The organism is Pedobacter endophyticus (assembly GCF_015679185.1).
In the GTDB taxonomy this organism is placed as follows: domain Bacteria; phylum Bacteroidota; class Bacteroidia; order Sphingobacteriales; family Sphingobacteriaceae; genus Pedobacter; species Pedobacter endophyticus.
Genome location: NZ_CP064939.1, coordinates 3,731,402 through 3,746,130, shown reverse-complemented (window position 1 = coordinate 3,746,130; position 14,729 = coordinate 3,731,402). Strand labels below are relative to the sequence as shown.

Sequence of the window (14,729 nt, the reverse complement as noted above, 5' to 3'; positions counted from 1 at the left end):
CTAAAAGAGGGGAATGCATAACGCAGACAACCACACGCATTAAAACAATGTCAGGTTCTGCGCTAAATCCCCCTCTCACAAAAGGGGTACCAGCAGGGCGGGGTGTTAAAGTAAATTAATTCAGCCTCAATCAACAAGCCTACTATGCCTAAACCACTTAAAATCCTTCAAGCTTCTGCCGGTTCTGGCAAAACGTTCAGTTTAACCGCCCATTACCTTACGCTGCTTTTTAGTGGCGAAAATAAATACCGCGAAATTTTAGCTGTTACCTTTACTAACAAGGCCACCGAAGAAATGAAATCGCGGATTTTAGAGGTGCTGGTTGGTTTGGCGCAGGGTAACCCATCAAAAAAAATCGACGATTATCGTCAACTGATTTTAATTGCCTATCCCGAGTTAAAAGCTGAAAGTTTGAAGCTGAAAGCCGATAAAATTTACCGCAAAATTCTGCACGATTATAGCCGCTTTTCGGTAAGTACCATTGATGGCTTTGTGCAGAAAGTAATCCGCGGCTTTGCTTTTGAGCTGGGCCTAAACGCCGATTATAATTTAGAAATGAATTATGACAAGGTTAAGGATGATTTGGTAAACAAGCTTGATGCAGCGCTAAACGATAACAAACAGTTGCTGCAATGGATTATCGATCTGGCTATTGAGCGCATCAGCGATAATAAAAGCTGGAACTATAAAATCGAATTGTACAACCTTATCGGAGAAATCTTTTCTGAACGGTTTCAGATTTTCGAATCAGCGGTTGAGGAATTGGGCCTCGAGAACATTGATGAGCTCTTTAAAAAATACATCAACGTAACCAAAAGTGAGATAAAAAACTTCGAAGATGAAATTATTCAGCTGGCAACCGATGCGTACGAAGCACTAAATGTTTTAGGTGTAGAAAATGAGCATTTGAAAGGAAAATCGAGAAGTCCGCTGACTAAACTGGTTTTGGTTGCCCGTGGCGATTTATCAAAAGCTGAATCTGTTTTTAAGTTAATTGACGAGCCTGACGAATGGTTTCAGAAGGCTGCAAACATGCCCGAAGCATTCGAAATCGTAAACCCCATTTTAAAAAAGATAAAAGCGCATTATTTGGCGAATTTGCCGAACTATCAATTAGCCATTGCATTTAACAAAAACTTGTATTATTTACGGTTGATGCAAGAAATTGCAGTATTGCTGAAAGAATATCGGGCAGAAAATGATAACCTTTTAATTAGCGATGCCCAAAAATTAATTTCGGGAATTACCGAAGATGCAGGTGATAACCCTTCGTTTATCTGGGAGAAAGTGGGCAACCGATACCGAAACTTTTTGTTTGATGAGTTTCAAGATACCTCTACCAGTCAGTGGGGGAGTTTTAAATCGCTTTTAACAAACGCCATTGCAACACCCAGTTTAGAATTGACCGACCACTTAATAGTAGGCGATACGAAACAATCAATTTATCGCTGGCGAAATGGAGATTGGAACATATTACATAAACACGCCAAAGTGGATGTTGGTGCTCACAATGTTATTGAAGATAGTTTGGCGGAGAATTACCGGAGTGCCGAGAACATCATCAAGTTCAACAACTTCCTTTACCGCTCCATTCCGTTAACCCTACAAAACGAACTAAATCAAAATTTAGCAGGCAAGCCCGAAAATATCTCCAACTGGTGGAACAACGAAAATTTCGATTCCATTATAACAGATATTTATGCAGGCGCCACACAAAATTCCGCCCCCAATACACTAAAAGGCGGAACAATAAAAATCAAGAAATTTGGCAAGGACCAGGCTCCGGAGGAAGTCCGATTTTCGGAAACGGTTTTTAGAGATATCGCCTTGAACGACGTAATCGATGAAATTTTTCACCTAAAAGATGAACAACATTATGCCTTAAAAGACATCGCTATTTTGGTGCGCTCGAACACCGAAGCCATGCTCACCGTTGAAAAACTGATGGAACAAGGTTTGCCCGTTCTGTCGGGCGATGCATTGCTAATCTCCAATAACTCGGCAGTTCAACTCATCATTAATACGCTAAAAACCCTCATTGGTCTCGATGCTCAAACGGCTTTGTACAAGGCCAATTGCATTGCGCTTTACCATTCGCTGCACCAAAAAGCGGCCAGTGCCGATCATTATCTGCACCTCAACAATGTTTCTTTGAGCACTTTAGGTCGGGTTTTACCACAATCGCTCTGCGAAAACTGGCAATCGTGGCTACAACTCCCACTCGCCGAACTGGTAGAAATTTTAATTGAAGCTTACAATTTAAAGAACCTCAGCCAGCACCTTCCTTATCTGCTCGCCTTTAGAGATTTAACGGCCAATGCGGGCAGATTGGGCGAAAAAGGCATCATTTCTTTTTTAACCTGGTGGGATGAAGACGGCGTGAAAAAATCGCTGCCATCGCCCGAGGGTGCAAATGCCATACAGATCATTACCATCCATAAATCGAAAGGGCTGGCCTTTAGAGCGGTTTTTGTTCCTTTTTGTAACTGGGAAGTTAAAGGTAAAACCAATTCTACTTTCTGGGTTTCATCAGAAGATACTGTTTACAAAGAGCTGCGGGGCATTCCGTTAAAGTACAATGAGGCCCTTGCCGATTCGGCCATTGCAACAGCCTATTACGAGGAGTTGTTGTACAATAATATGGATGCCTTAAATATGCTTTATGTGGCTACAACACGTTCAAAAGACTACCTGTATATTGCCACAATGGCCAAGGCCGAACCTAAAGGAAACAAGGAAATTAACTTATCGAATATGGGCGATGTAATCAATCTTACCCTGGCCGACGAGTTTGATGATAACGGCGTTTATGAAATTGTGGATTATGTAACGAACGAAAACAAGCCCGATGAAGCAAATTTCATCAACTTAAAAAGCTATCCAACAACTAGCCGGCTTTCTGAACTTTACATTCCATCAGAAGAAAAACACTTAAAACATTTGGTCAATATTGAAAAATCTGGGCGCAAAGGATCGTTATTACACGATATTTTAGCAAGTGCCGCCAGCGAAAGAGAGGTTGCCGCTTATACAGAAAACCTGGTATTGCAGGGGATTATTAAAGACGAAGAAAAGCAGAAACTCATTGGTTCTGCGCTCGAGGTGTTAAACCATACTGAACTTCGGGAACTGTTAGATAGAGCGAAGGAAAGCATTACCGAAAAAAATATTGTAGATGCTGACGGAAAGCTTCATCGGCCAGACAGGGTGCTGATCACCGATGAAGAAGTGATTATCCTCGATTACAAGTTCACTATCGAGGAAAGTGAAAAACATATTCAGCAGGTGCTTAATTACAAGGATCTTTTGAAAAACATGGGTTACAAAAATATAAGAACTTACCTTTTTTACGCAGTGAAGGGCCGATTGAAATTAGTATAATGATGCAGATGAAACCATTTTTACAGGAAGTTGCCGAAGATTTAGTTACCAGGTTTGGCGACCGTTTACAAGATTGCTCAATCGTTTTCAACAATAAACGGCCAGCTGCTTATTTGCAAAAGCATTTGGCCGACATTATCCGGAAGCCTTTTTTTAGTCCTTCGTTTTTTACTATTCAGGAGTTCTTTTCGTGCTCAACCAGCTATAAAATTGCCGATTTTTACCTGCAGTTTTTTACGCTGCATAAAATCTATAATCAGCTATTGGCCGAAGAAAAGTTAGAGGCCATATCCAGCTACAAGTTTTTTCCTTTAGCGAAAATCATCTTAAGTGACTTTAGCCAGATAGATGCTGATTTGGTAGATGCTCAGAAGCTGTATCGCGATTTGGAGGACATTTCGGTAATTAATCAGGACTTCGATTATTTGAGTCCTGAGCAATACCAGTTTCTGTCTCAATTCTGGACTTCTTACTCGGAAGGAAAACACAAGAAGCAACAGGAGTTATTTATAAAAATGTGGCGACGGATGCCAAAGCTTTATAATAAGTTTCACGCTACGCTAAAAGAGCAAGGCTACTTGACCAACGGTTCTGTTTACCGCCATTTGGCTGGCGATATTACCAGCCACAGGGAATTTACCGCGAACTTTGGCAAAGAAAAAATCATTTTTGTTGGTTTCAATGCGCTGAGCAGCGCCGAGGCCAAAATATTTACTCAACTACAGGAAGCGGATAAGGCATTATTCTATTTCGATGCCGACAGCTATTATTTAGACGATGTTTCGCAGGAAGCCGGTTTGTTTTTAAGGAAAAACCTGAATACGCTCGGCTTAAAAAATGAATTTGCTGCGGCTGAAAGCCTCATGAAAAACGGCGAACATCAGGTGAACGTGTTTAAGGTTCAAGGCCAGTCGGCGCAGGCAAAAATACTAAATGAAATTTTAGAGGAAGATTACGCGAATGCCGAAAGCGTTGGTAAAACGGTTATCGTTTTGGCCGACGAAAGTTTATTGATTCCTACCTTGCAAACAATTCCAACTGCATATAATGGCGCTGCAATAGACTTGAATGTGACGATGGGTTTTGCGTTGGCAACTTCGAGTATTTTTGGTCTGGTAGATTTATGGCTAACCAGTCAGCTCGAAATTTTAAAAGCCGAGAAAGTGCTATACAAAAATGTTGAATCTTTTTTAACGCATCCGCTAACCGGCCTGACGCAAAAAATGCGTGACAAGATCCTCACCGCCTTGCTAGCCGAAAACCAGGTCGAAATTGACCACAAACGGTTGTTACGGCAACGCGGTTTGTTCGAAGTGTTTTACAAGAAAATTGACGGACCTCAGTTTGTAGTTGCGAACTTATTGGAGGTGTTGGATTTTGTTTTAACGAGGTTATCGAACGCCAAAACGTTAAAAAAGATTGATGCGGAGCTGTTTGTGAAAACCATTCAAGAACTCAATCGATTACAGGATACGTTTGGAAACCACATCGGGAAAGAAGAAATTCCGTTTGTGATTTATTTGGTTCAAAAATCGCTACAGGCCATTTCTGTGCCGCTTTCTGGCGATCCGCTAAATGGCATTCAGGTGATGGGATTGCTTGAAACCCGAAACTTAAACTTCGATAAAGTGGTGATTTTAGGTTTTAATGAAGGAATTATTCCGAAATCATCAATCGGAAATAGTTTCATTCCAGATTCTATTCGCCGGGTGTACGGCTTGCCTGTTTTAGAAAATCTCGATGCTATTTCATCGTACATGGTTTATCGCCTAATGCAAAGGGCAAGAAACATCAACTTTGTTTATAACAGCTTAACTGATGAATCCACTTCGGGCGAAGCCAGCAGAATCTTAAAACAACTGGAGTACGAAAGCGGCTTCAGTTTTACCTACAATGAGCTGAATCTGGAAGTAAAAACTGAACAGCAAAAAGAAGTTCTGATAGAGAAAACGGGCAATGCCTTTATTCAGCAAACATTACAAAGGTACCTCGACAAAAAGAAAATTTTGTCGCCTTCGGCATTAACGCAATACATTTCTAATCCGATCGATTTTTTCTTCAATTATATCGCCGGCATCAAGGAACCAAAGGAAATTAGCGCCGTGGTTGAGGCTAACGAGATTGGTTCGATTTTGCATAAGGTAATGGAGTATTTCTACGAAGATTTGAGGGATGCTGAAATTACGGCTGAAAGAATCAACGCTCGACGAAGCACCGTTCCGAAGCTTATACAGCGGGCTTTTAACGCAGTAATGTTTAATCATCCCGATTTGGTGATGGAATATAAAGGCATGCAAAAAGTGATTTTGGCCATTGTTGATGCTTATGTGAACATTATTTTGAACCACGATATTTCGCAAACGCCGTTTACGATTATCAGTCTTGAGCAAAAGGTTGAAGCCGAAATCAGCTTTCCGTTAAATGGAAAGGATGAAAGCGTTAAGATTTTTGGATATATAGACCGGGTTGATGTTAAGGACGGTGTTACAAAAATTGTAGATTATAAAACAGGAAGCGATAAATTGGCATTTAAGGATGTAGATGAACTTTTTAATTCGGATGGAAAACATATTAACAAGGCCCTGATTCAAACGTTGCTTTACACGTATGCGTACGAGCAATTCGCCGGCAAAACCTGTGTTGAACCGAATTTGTATATCGTTAAAACCATGAACGACCCTGTTTATGGCGGCGTTTGGTTTAAATCGAACAGGCAAGTATTGCGGGGCGATTTTTTGGAAGAAATTAAGCCTTTGTTTTTAACTAAACTCAAAGAAAAGCTTGCCGAACTTTTTAGTGCTCCTTATTTTAAGGCTAGCGAAATTCCGGATAATTATAAATATTCGATTTATAAAACCTTGTTTGGGAAATGATCCAATTTCCCGTTGGTTGAAACCAACGGGAATGTAAAAGGCGGCTAGCTTGTTCACTTTGCTATCATGCGGCTAAAGCCTGTCTCCTATTGTCTTAAACGCCGTTGGTTGAAACCAACGGCAATAGCAAAGCAACTCACTAAGCCAACTCGCTATCTGCATTATACACCACTTTGCCGTCTGGCTTTAGCCAACGGCTTAGCAAATGAGCAAGCTAAGCCAAATCACTATATGCATAACCATCACCTTGCAGTCTCCGTTGGTTGATACCAACGGCAATGAGCAAGGCAGCTCACTAAGCCAACTCGCTATCTGCATTATCCACCACTTTGCCATCTGGCTTTAGCCGACGGCTTAGCAAATGAGCAAGCTAAGCCAAATCACTATCTGCATTATCCACCACTTTGCCGTCTGGCTTCAGCCGACGGCTTAGCAAATGAGCAAGCTAAGCCAAATCGCTATCTGCATAACCATCACCTTGCAGCGCTCCGGCAATGAGCAAGGCAGCTCACTAAGCCAACTCGCTATCTGCATTATCCACCACTTTGCCGTCTGGCTTCAGCCGACGGCTTAGCAAATGAGCAAGCTAAGCCAAATCACTATCTGCATAACCATCACCTTGCAGCGCTCCGGCAATGAGCAAGGCAGCTCACTAAGCCAACTCGCTATCTGCATTATCCACCACTTTGCCGTCTGGCTTTAGCCGACGGATTTCAAAATAAATTCCTATATTGGCTTCAGCCAAACTTTCCATTATGTCGTATGTAAGAATTTGGGTTCACATTGTGTTCTCAACAAAAAACCGACATCCCTATTTAACAAAAAACATTCGCTATCAAATTCAAAATCACATTGCAAAGAACTGTAAGGAAAAATCCATTCTGTTAAAAGACATCAATGGCTACACTGAGCACCTGCATTGTTTGATATCGCTTGGGAAAGAACAAACTATTGCCCAAGTGGTTCAATTGATAAAAGGAGAATCGGCGCACTGGATAAACAACAACAATCTCATCAGCGACACCTTTATGTGGCAAGACGATTATTTTGCTGTTTCAGTTAGCGAATCGAACTTAGAAACTGTAAGTAATTACATCAAAAATCAGGAAAACCACCATCGTAAAAAAACTTTTGATGAAGAAGTAAAAGAGTTCATCGATAAGTATAAATTTGAACTACAGAAAGATTAAAATGCTAACCCTCAACTTCACCAAATTTCCTGTACTTGAAACCGAACGCTTAATTCTGCGGGAGCACGCACTTTCGGATGCCGAAACCTTATTCGCCATGCGAACGAACGAAACGGTAATGAAATACATTTATAGAGAAAGGCCTAAAAATATTCAGGAAATTGAAGCATTTATTTCATCTTTTAACATTGGTTTCGCGAATGGCGATAACCTTGCTTGGGTAATTGCATTGAAAGAAAACCCTAGTCAAATGGTTGGCTCTTTAGGTTATTGGCGCACAGATTATGCAAATCATAGAGCAGAGATTGGTTATATGCTACATCCTAATTATTGGAGGATGGGCATTGTTTCAGAAGCTTTGGCAAAAACAATCACCTTTGGTTTTAAAAATATGAACTTACATAGTATTTGTGCTAATGTTAGTCCTAAGAATAATGCTTCGCAGCAAATTTTGATTAAACATGGATTTAAAAAAGAAGCTCATTTTAAGCAAAATTACTATTTCAGGGGGCAATTCTTAGATAGCGAAATTTATGGTTTGCTAAATCCAGGCCATTAGATAAATCCATAATATGCTTATATTTGATTATGTATCGTTTAGACAGAACAGCATTTAAGGTCCAAACATCCGACGAGGCCTAAAAATCTCATGCAGAATATTACCGCACATTAACGTGGCAGGAAAGATTACGAATTGCAAATTATTTAAACAGTACCGCTTACGGTTACCCCGAAGACAATCCACCAAGACTGGATAGAACCAAGTTTAGCGCCAGAGCAAGAAATAAGTAATAGATGTTTTATTAAGATGTTTCGAAGAATCGATAAAAACTAACACAAAAACGAGCTCCATTTAGGGCATCGCAAAATATTATTTCAGCGATCAGCACTTATAGGTAAAAACTAACAATAATAACGCTTATCGTTGCCAATAGTGAACCATAATTATTACAATTTACACGCATTATTGCCTTTGGTTTCCATACGATTAATAATTATATTTGCCTCCGTTATTAAAATTTACAATGAGAGAAATCCAATTTAGAGAAGCACTACGCGAAGCCATGCAAGAAGAAATGCGTAAAGATGATCGCGTTTTTTTATTAGGTGAAGAAGTAGCAGAATATAACGGAGCGTACAAAGTAAGTCAAGGCATGCTTGATGAATTTGGTGCGAAACGCATTATCGATACCCCGATTGCCGAGTTAGGCTTCGCAGGTATTGCAACTGGTGCTGCAACGGCAGGCCTCATTCCAATTGTGGAGTTCATGACATTCAACTTCTCACTGGTAGCTATCGACCAAATCATCAACGGCGCAGCTAAAATTTTATCAATGAGCGGCGGTCAGTTCTCTTGCCCAATGGTTTTCCGCGGCCCAACTGGTAACGCAGGCCAATTAGGCGCACAACACTCTCAAAACTTCGAAAACTGGTATGCAAATACACCAGGTTTAAAAGTGGTAGTTCCCGCTACACCTTATGATGCAAAAGGATTATTAAAGCAAGCCATTATAGATCCCGATCCGGTTATTTTTATGGAATCGGAAGTAATGTACGGCGATAAAGGAGACGTTCCTGCAGAAGAATATTATTTAGAAATCGGCAAGGCCAGTGTAACCAAACAAGGTACCGATGTAACCATCGTAACTTTCGGTAAAATGTTGACCCGTGTGGTAAATCCAGCCGTAGAAGAACTTACCAAAGAAGGCATCAACGTTGAGGTGATTGATTTACGCACCGTACGTCCTATTGATTATGCTACCATTATCGAATCAGTGAAGAAGACAAACCGCTTGGTTGTTGTAGAAGAAGCCTGGCCATTGGCATCACTTTCGGGCGAAATCGCTTTTATGGTTCAAAAACAAGCTTTCGATTACTTAGATGCACCAGTTTTACGTATAACTTGTGCCGATGTTCCACTTCCATACTCGCCAACTTTAATTGCTGCAAGCTTGCCAAATGCCGAGAAAGTTGTTAAGGCAGTTAAAGAAGTAATGTACGTTAAAAAGTAATTATCCATTCGATTGCCATCCGATAGCTATCGGATCTCAGCGTAGTCGAAGACACAATATATAAATCCTCCAAAGCAATTTGGAGGATTTTTTTTGCCCTTTTCGGATGGGCAACCAGTTTTTTAGTTAACCTCGCTTGCTATCAGTTTAAGCCTTTAGGGTTTAGTCTACTTCAAACTCGGCTTAAAATGATGCTTAAAAGATTTCTCCGTTTCGCTACGCTACAGTCGAAAAGACGACCAAGTTTTAGAACCTGTCATTGGTAGCTTTACTGGGCATCTTGATTGCTAAGGTTTAATCCGGAAAGCTTCGGGACCGCTTGCGCTACGAAGACGACCGCCTTAAACGTTACTCATATTTATCTTTGCTAAAAAATAAAACTCAGCATGACAGCAATTCACGGTTGCTGCAAACAAAAACTCAACTCAGTTTTTTACTTAAACCCTCAAAACCGACTGGTAATTTTTAACTTCGCGGCATAAGCAGTACATCCCATGCCCGAAAATTACATAGCCGACAAAACGTTTGATAAAGAAGATTACACCTTGCGGCCTTTACCAAAAGCAGAATACGAAAACTGCAAATTTATCAACTGTAACTTCTCAAGTTCCGACTTAAGCGGTGTCAAATTCCTAGACTGCCAATTTATTTCATGTAATTTAAGTCTTGCAAGCTTTGCCAAAACAGCTTTAATCGACGTTAATTTTAGCGATTGCAAAATGCTGGGGCTCCGTTTCGAAAACTGTAACGATTTCGGACTCGCTTTCAGTTTCGACAATTGTAAGCTAGACCATTCTTCCTTTTATAAGTTGAAACTGAAGAAAACCACTTTCAAAAATTCACAGCTGCATGAAGTTGATTTTTCAGAATGCGACTTAATGCAATCGGTTTTTGATTATTGCGATTTATCAGCGGCAACATTCGATAGAACAAACTTAGAAAAGGTCGATTTCCGAACAGCTTATAATTATTCCATCGATCCTAACAGCAATCGCGTCAAAAAGGCACGTTTCTCTAAATCGGGCTTGGCAGGTCTTTTATATAAATACGATATTCAGATTAGTGAATAAATCCATCGGATTTTTTGTATTTTCATGCAAGGATTTTAGCTATCATGGAAAAACAGGAACCAAAAACAATTGATGAGTACATTGCCCTTTTCCCTGCAAAAACACAGACAATTCTGCAGCAGCTTCGCGAAACGATACATAACGCTGTACCAAATGCCAAAGAGGTAATCAGCTATAAAATGCCTGCATTTAAACAAAATGGGATTTTGGTTTACTTCGCAGCCTATAAAAACCACATCGGCTTTTACCCAACAGGCTCCGGAATCGAAGCATTTCAGCATGAGTTTGGCGATTACAAATGGAGCAAGGGCGCCGTTCAGTTTCCAATTGATAAACCGATGCCGTTGGATTTGATCGCCAGGATTACAAAGTTTAAGGCGGAGAGGGATAAGGCTCCGACGAGGAAAAAGTAACACTTGAATTTCTTCACTTGATAAACTTACATATTGCGCTTCAAACCAACCTTTCGCTGTCCTCATATCGAAGATCGATTTTTCATCAATCGAGATATCCGTTCGCTACGCAACTTCTAAGACGGTAAAGAAGCTTCCCCTAATAAATTTACTCACATATTTTAGTGGAAAACTTGATTTTAAAAACCGGCAAATCCAGTAAATCCTGATTAGCTTTGTCGTTTAATTTTGAATATGTTAACTCACCATAAAATAATTGCAGCTGAATTAAAAGTTGCAGAAAAGCAAGTAACTGCAACCATCAATTTGTTAGACGAAGGTGCAACAGTGCCCTTTATTTCGCGTTATCGAAAAGAATTAACCGGCAGTTTAAATGAGGTTGAAGTTGCCGCCATACGCGACAGGGTTTTGCAACTCCGCGATTTGGACAAGCGACGGGAAGCGATCTTAAAATCGATGACTGACCTTGGAAAGTTAACGCCTGAGCTCGAAAAACAATTAAACGAGGCTGAAACCATTTCGCTTTTGGAGGATATTTATCTACCCTTCAAGCCGAAGCGCAAAACCCGTGCTTCGGCGGCAAAGGAAAAGGGCTTAGAACCGCTGGCCTTACAAATTTTTGAGCAACAAAGTTTTGATTTAGAAACTTCGGCCGCTCAATTTATTGATGCCGAGAAAGGGGTTGCCTCACTTGATGAGGCGCTCGCGGGTGCCCGCGACATCATTGCAGAAATGATTTCCGAAAATGCCGAAGCACGCACCAAAATGCGCACATACTTCCAGGAGAAAGCCGTGTTTAAATCAGAAGTAATTAAGGGCAAGGAAGAGGAAGGTATAAAGTACAAGGATTATTTTGAATGGAACGAACCGGTGAAGACGGCTGCCTCGCACCGCGTTTTGGCCATGCGCCGTGGCGAAAAAGAATTGATTTTGCGCTTAGATGCATTGCCACCCGCCGAAGGCGCATTGGAAATTCTCGAAAATCAGTTTATTTTGGCAAACAATGCAGCGTCTAAGCAAGTGCAGCAAGCCTTAGAAGACGGTTACAAACGTTTACTGGAGCCCGCAATGGAAACCGAGCTTCGCGTGTTAACCAAACAAAAAGCAGACGAGGAAGCCATCCGTGTTTTCGCAGAGAATGCCCGCCAATTGTTATTGGCAGCTCCAATGGGACAGAAAAACGTATTGGCTATCGACCCCGGTTTCCGCACTGGTTGTAAAGTGGTTTGTTTAGATAAGCAAGGTCAATTGTTAGAAAACACCGCAATTTATCCGCACACCGGACAGGGAAATATTAAAAATGCAGCATTCGCCATTCAGCAACTTTGCGAAAAATATGACATTGAGGCCATCGCCATTGGCAATGGAACCGCCGGCAGAGAAACTGAAGCTTTTATCAGAGGTTTAAACCTGCCGCACATTACCGTTGTAATGGTAAATGAAAGTGGTGCTTCAATTTATTCGGCTTCTGAAGTTGCCCGTGAAGAATTTCCGACGCAGGACATTACCGTTCGTGGCGCTGTTTCAATCGGCCGCCGTTTGATGGACCCCTTAGCGGAGCTGGTAAAAATCGATCCAAAATCTATCGGAGTTGGCCAGTATCAGCACGATGTTGATCAGAATAAGTTACAAGCCAGTCTCGATGATACCGTAATCAGCGCTGTAAATGCCGTTGGCGTAGAATTGAACACGGCTTCAAAACAAATTTTGGCTTATGTTTCCGGCTTAGGCCCAACTTTGGCGCAAAACATTGTCGATTACAGAAATACAAATGGGGCTTTCAAAAACCGTGAAAGTTTAAAAAAGGTGCCTCGTTTGGGCGACAAGGCTTATGAGCAGGCAGCAGGTTTCTTGCGCATTCGCAATGCCGAGAATGTGCTAGACACGAGCGGAGTTCACCCAGAGCGTTACGTCGTGGTCGATAAAATGGCGAAAGATTTAGGCACAACCGTTTCTGCCTTAATGAAGGATACACAATTGCAAAAGCAAATTAAGCCGCAACAATATGTAACTGACGATATTGGCTTGCCAACCTTGAACGATATCTTAAAAGAACTAGCCAAACCCGGTCGAGATCCACGCGAACAATTTGAGGCTTTCAGTTTTACAGATGGCGTAAACGAAATTGGCGATTTAAGAACCGGTATGAAGCTTCCCGGTATTGTAACCAACATTACCAATTTTGGTGCTTTTGTTGATATTGGCGTACATCAAGACGGTTTGGTGCATACCAGCCAGTTGGCCAATCGCTTTGTGGCCAACCCGAATGATGTGGTAAAGGTTCATCAAAAGGTTGAGGTTACCGTAATGGAAGTTGATGTTGCCCGCAAAAGAATCTCGCTTTCAATGAAAAGTGAAGAAAGTCCCAAGTCGGGAGTCCGAAGTCCGAAGTCTGAAACGCAGAAAAGTAAGCGTGATTTTAAATCCAACAACCCAAAACAAAGCGCTAAGCCTCGCAATGAGCCAAAAGATGCTGATGGCGATTTACAGGAAAAGCTGGCTAAGCTGAAAGGGATGTTCAAATAGCACATCGTGCGTCATGTCGACTGAACATTAGAATCTTTATCAGTTACTTATCGTAAAAGAGAGTATTTATGCGATCAAATAGCAGAAAAAGTAAAAATTGTCATCCGAGACTTATCGGATGACAATTTATATTTCCTTAAGCTTATCTTTAAACTCCAACCTTGTCTTTGGCAGGCTTTCAGGATAATTACCCTGAATAAAGGTAATCATACCTTCGCGAATGTTGCACCGCAAATCGAAGGCACGCGATGAATTAGAGGCACTCATTAAAAAGCGTACCTCAATCAATCCGTCTTTTGTGCTATCTGTAATCTGCACTACGTTCACCCTCCTATCCCAAAGCGGACTGGCTGTTAAAAGCCTTGTCATTTCCTGGCGCAAAGGTTCAATCGGGATAGTGTAATCGAGATAAAGAAAAACGGTGCCCAACAAATCTGCTGAAACCCTCGTCCAGTTTTGAAAAGGTTTTTCAATAAAATAGGTTATAGGCAAAATTAATCGGCGTTGGTCCCAAATACTTACCACAACATAAGTTAGAGTAATTTCCTCAACTTTGCCCCATTCGCCCTCAACTACCAGCACATCGTCAATACGAATCGGCTGTGTAAACGCGATTTGAAAGCCCGCCAGCAAGTTTCCCAGCGATTTTTGTGCCGCAAAACCAATAATAATACCACCAATACCAACGCCCGTTAGCAAGCCCGCCCCTATTTTACGCATGCTTTCGAAGCTCAGTAAAATGATAGCTGCGGTTATTAAAATAATTAATGAAACGATAAACTTCCTTACAAACTGCAGCTGCGTTCTGATTTTGCGCTCCTTTAAATTATTTTCTTTGTTGAGATCATATTTGAGGTAAAAAAAATCTTCCAGAACATTGATTAACCTGATCAAAATGATTGCAAAAGTAACGGTAAGTGATATTTCGAGTATTTTATCAATGCCCAGTCTAAATTTTGGAGAGAGATCCATTAAATCAATCGAAAAGTTGAGAAACAATAAGGGCAAAAAAACTTCTACCGGGCGGCGCAAGTGCTTTATTGTTGATTTGATGATGGCAAAGTTCCACCACCGCGACAATAACATGAACGTTTTGTGAATAACAAACTTTACAAGAACACCGAGCAAAATGGCTGCGATGCCAATAATTAGGTTTTTGATAACTAATGGGACTGGATAACCGAAAATAGTATCGAGGTACTGCATAAACAATTATAAATAGGGATAAATTTATGTAACAATGGCCTCTGTAGATTGTTTTCAT

At 41.0% G+C, this 14,729-nt stretch carries 9 protein-coding genes; 8 read left to right on the top strand and 1 reads right to left on the bottom strand.

All coding sequences use genetic code 11. From position 1 onward, the window contains the following. The first annotated feature begins 144 nt into the window (after window positions 1-144). The 8 genes from IZT61_RS15225 (at window position 145) to IZT61_RS15190 (ending at window position 13,465) form a co-directional block, all read left to right on the top strand. Window positions 145-3,381: a UvrD-helicase domain-containing protein gene (locus IZT61_RS15225; protein ID WP_196097910.1), complete on the top strand. Its 3,237-nt coding sequence runs from the start codon at window positions 145-147 to the stop codon at window positions 3,379-3,381. A gap of 8 nt (window positions 3,382-3,389) precedes the next feature. After that, entirely contained in the window at window positions 3,390-6,254 is a 2,865-nt protein-coding gene (locus IZT61_RS15220) for a PD-(D/E)XK nuclease family protein (protein ID WP_196097909.1), read from the top strand. Window positions 6,255-7,009: 755 nt separating this feature from the next. Further along, window positions 7,010-7,444: an IS200/IS605 family transposase gene (gene tnpA / locus IZT61_RS15215; protein WP_196097908.1), complete on the top strand. Its 435-nt coding sequence runs from the start codon at window positions 7,010-7,012 to the stop codon at window positions 7,442-7,444. A gap of 1 nt (window position 7,445) precedes the next feature. Beyond that, on the top strand, window positions 7,446-8,003 hold the full coding sequence (locus IZT61_RS15210) for a GNAT family N-acetyltransferase (RefSeq protein ID WP_196097907.1): 558 nt from the start codon (window positions 7,446-7,448) through the stop codon (window positions 8,001-8,003). A 466-nt stretch (window positions 8,004-8,469) separates the two neighbouring features. Then, window positions 8,470-9,456: a pyruvate dehydrogenase complex E1 component subunit beta gene (locus tag IZT61_RS15205; protein ID WP_196097906.1), complete on the top strand. Its 987-nt coding sequence runs from the start codon at window positions 8,470-8,472 to the stop codon at window positions 9,454-9,456. A 494-nt stretch (window positions 9,457-9,950) separates the two neighbouring features. After that, entirely contained in the window at window positions 9,951-10,526 is a 576-nt protein-coding gene (locus IZT61_RS15200) for a pentapeptide repeat-containing protein (protein WP_196097905.1), read from the top strand. 44 nt (window positions 10,527-10,570) lie between these two features. Then, complete coding sequence (locus IZT61_RS15195; RefSeq protein WP_196097904.1) at window positions 10,571-10,939, top strand: iron chaperone; 369 nt, start codon at window positions 10,571-10,573, stop codon at window positions 10,937-10,939. Between the two features lie 234 nt (window positions 10,940-11,173). Beyond that, window positions 11,174-13,465 (top strand): Tex family protein, encoded by a 2,292-nt coding sequence (locus tag IZT61_RS15190; RefSeq protein WP_196097903.1) that lies wholly within the window; start codon window positions 11,174-11,176, stop codon window positions 13,463-13,465. Between the two features lie 126 nt (window positions 13,466-13,591). Here IZT61_RS15190 and IZT61_RS15185 read toward each other — a convergent pair whose 3' ends face one another. After that, on the bottom strand, window positions 13,592-14,671 hold the full coding sequence (locus tag IZT61_RS15185; RefSeq protein ID WP_196097902.1) for a mechanosensitive ion channel family protein: 1,080 nt from the start codon (window positions 14,669-14,671) through the stop codon (window positions 13,592-13,594). Between the last annotated feature and the right edge of the window lie 58 nt (window positions 14,672-14,729).

What these genes read in the sequence shown, in the direction of transcription:
- IZT61_RS15200 (WP_196097905.1), top strand. Translation starts at nt 9,951, where the DNA reads ATGCCCGAAAATTACATAGCCGACAAAACGTTTGATAAAGAAGATTAC.
- IZT61_RS15190 (WP_196097903.1), top strand. Translation starts at nt 11,174, where the DNA reads ATGTTAACTCACCATAAAATAATTGCAGCTGAATTAAAAGTTGCAGAA.
- IZT61_RS15205 (WP_196097906.1), top strand. Translation starts at nt 8,470, where the DNA reads ATGAGAGAAATCCAATTTAGAGAAGCACTACGCGAAGCCATGCAAGAA.
- IZT61_RS15185 (WP_196097902.1), bottom strand. Translation starts at nt 14,671, where the DNA reads ATGCAGTACCTCGATACTATTTTCGGTTATCCAGTCCCATTAGTTATC.
- IZT61_RS15220 (WP_196097909.1), top strand. Translation starts at nt 3,390, where the DNA reads ATGAAACCATTTTTACAGGAAGTTGCCGAAGATTTAGTTACCAGGTTT.
- IZT61_RS15225 (WP_196097910.1), top strand. Translation starts at nt 145, where the DNA reads ATGCCTAAACCACTTAAAATCCTTCAAGCTTCTGCCGGTTCTGGCAAA.
- tnpA (WP_196097908.1), top strand. Translation starts at nt 7,010, where the DNA reads ATGTCGTATGTAAGAATTTGGGTTCACATTGTGTTCTCAACAAAAAAC.
- IZT61_RS15210 (WP_196097907.1), top strand. Translation starts at nt 7,446, where the DNA reads ATGCTAACCCTCAACTTCACCAAATTTCCTGTACTTGAAACCGAACGC.
- IZT61_RS15195 (WP_196097904.1), top strand. Translation starts at nt 10,571, where the DNA reads ATGGAAAAACAGGAACCAAAAACAATTGATGAGTACATTGCCCTTTTC.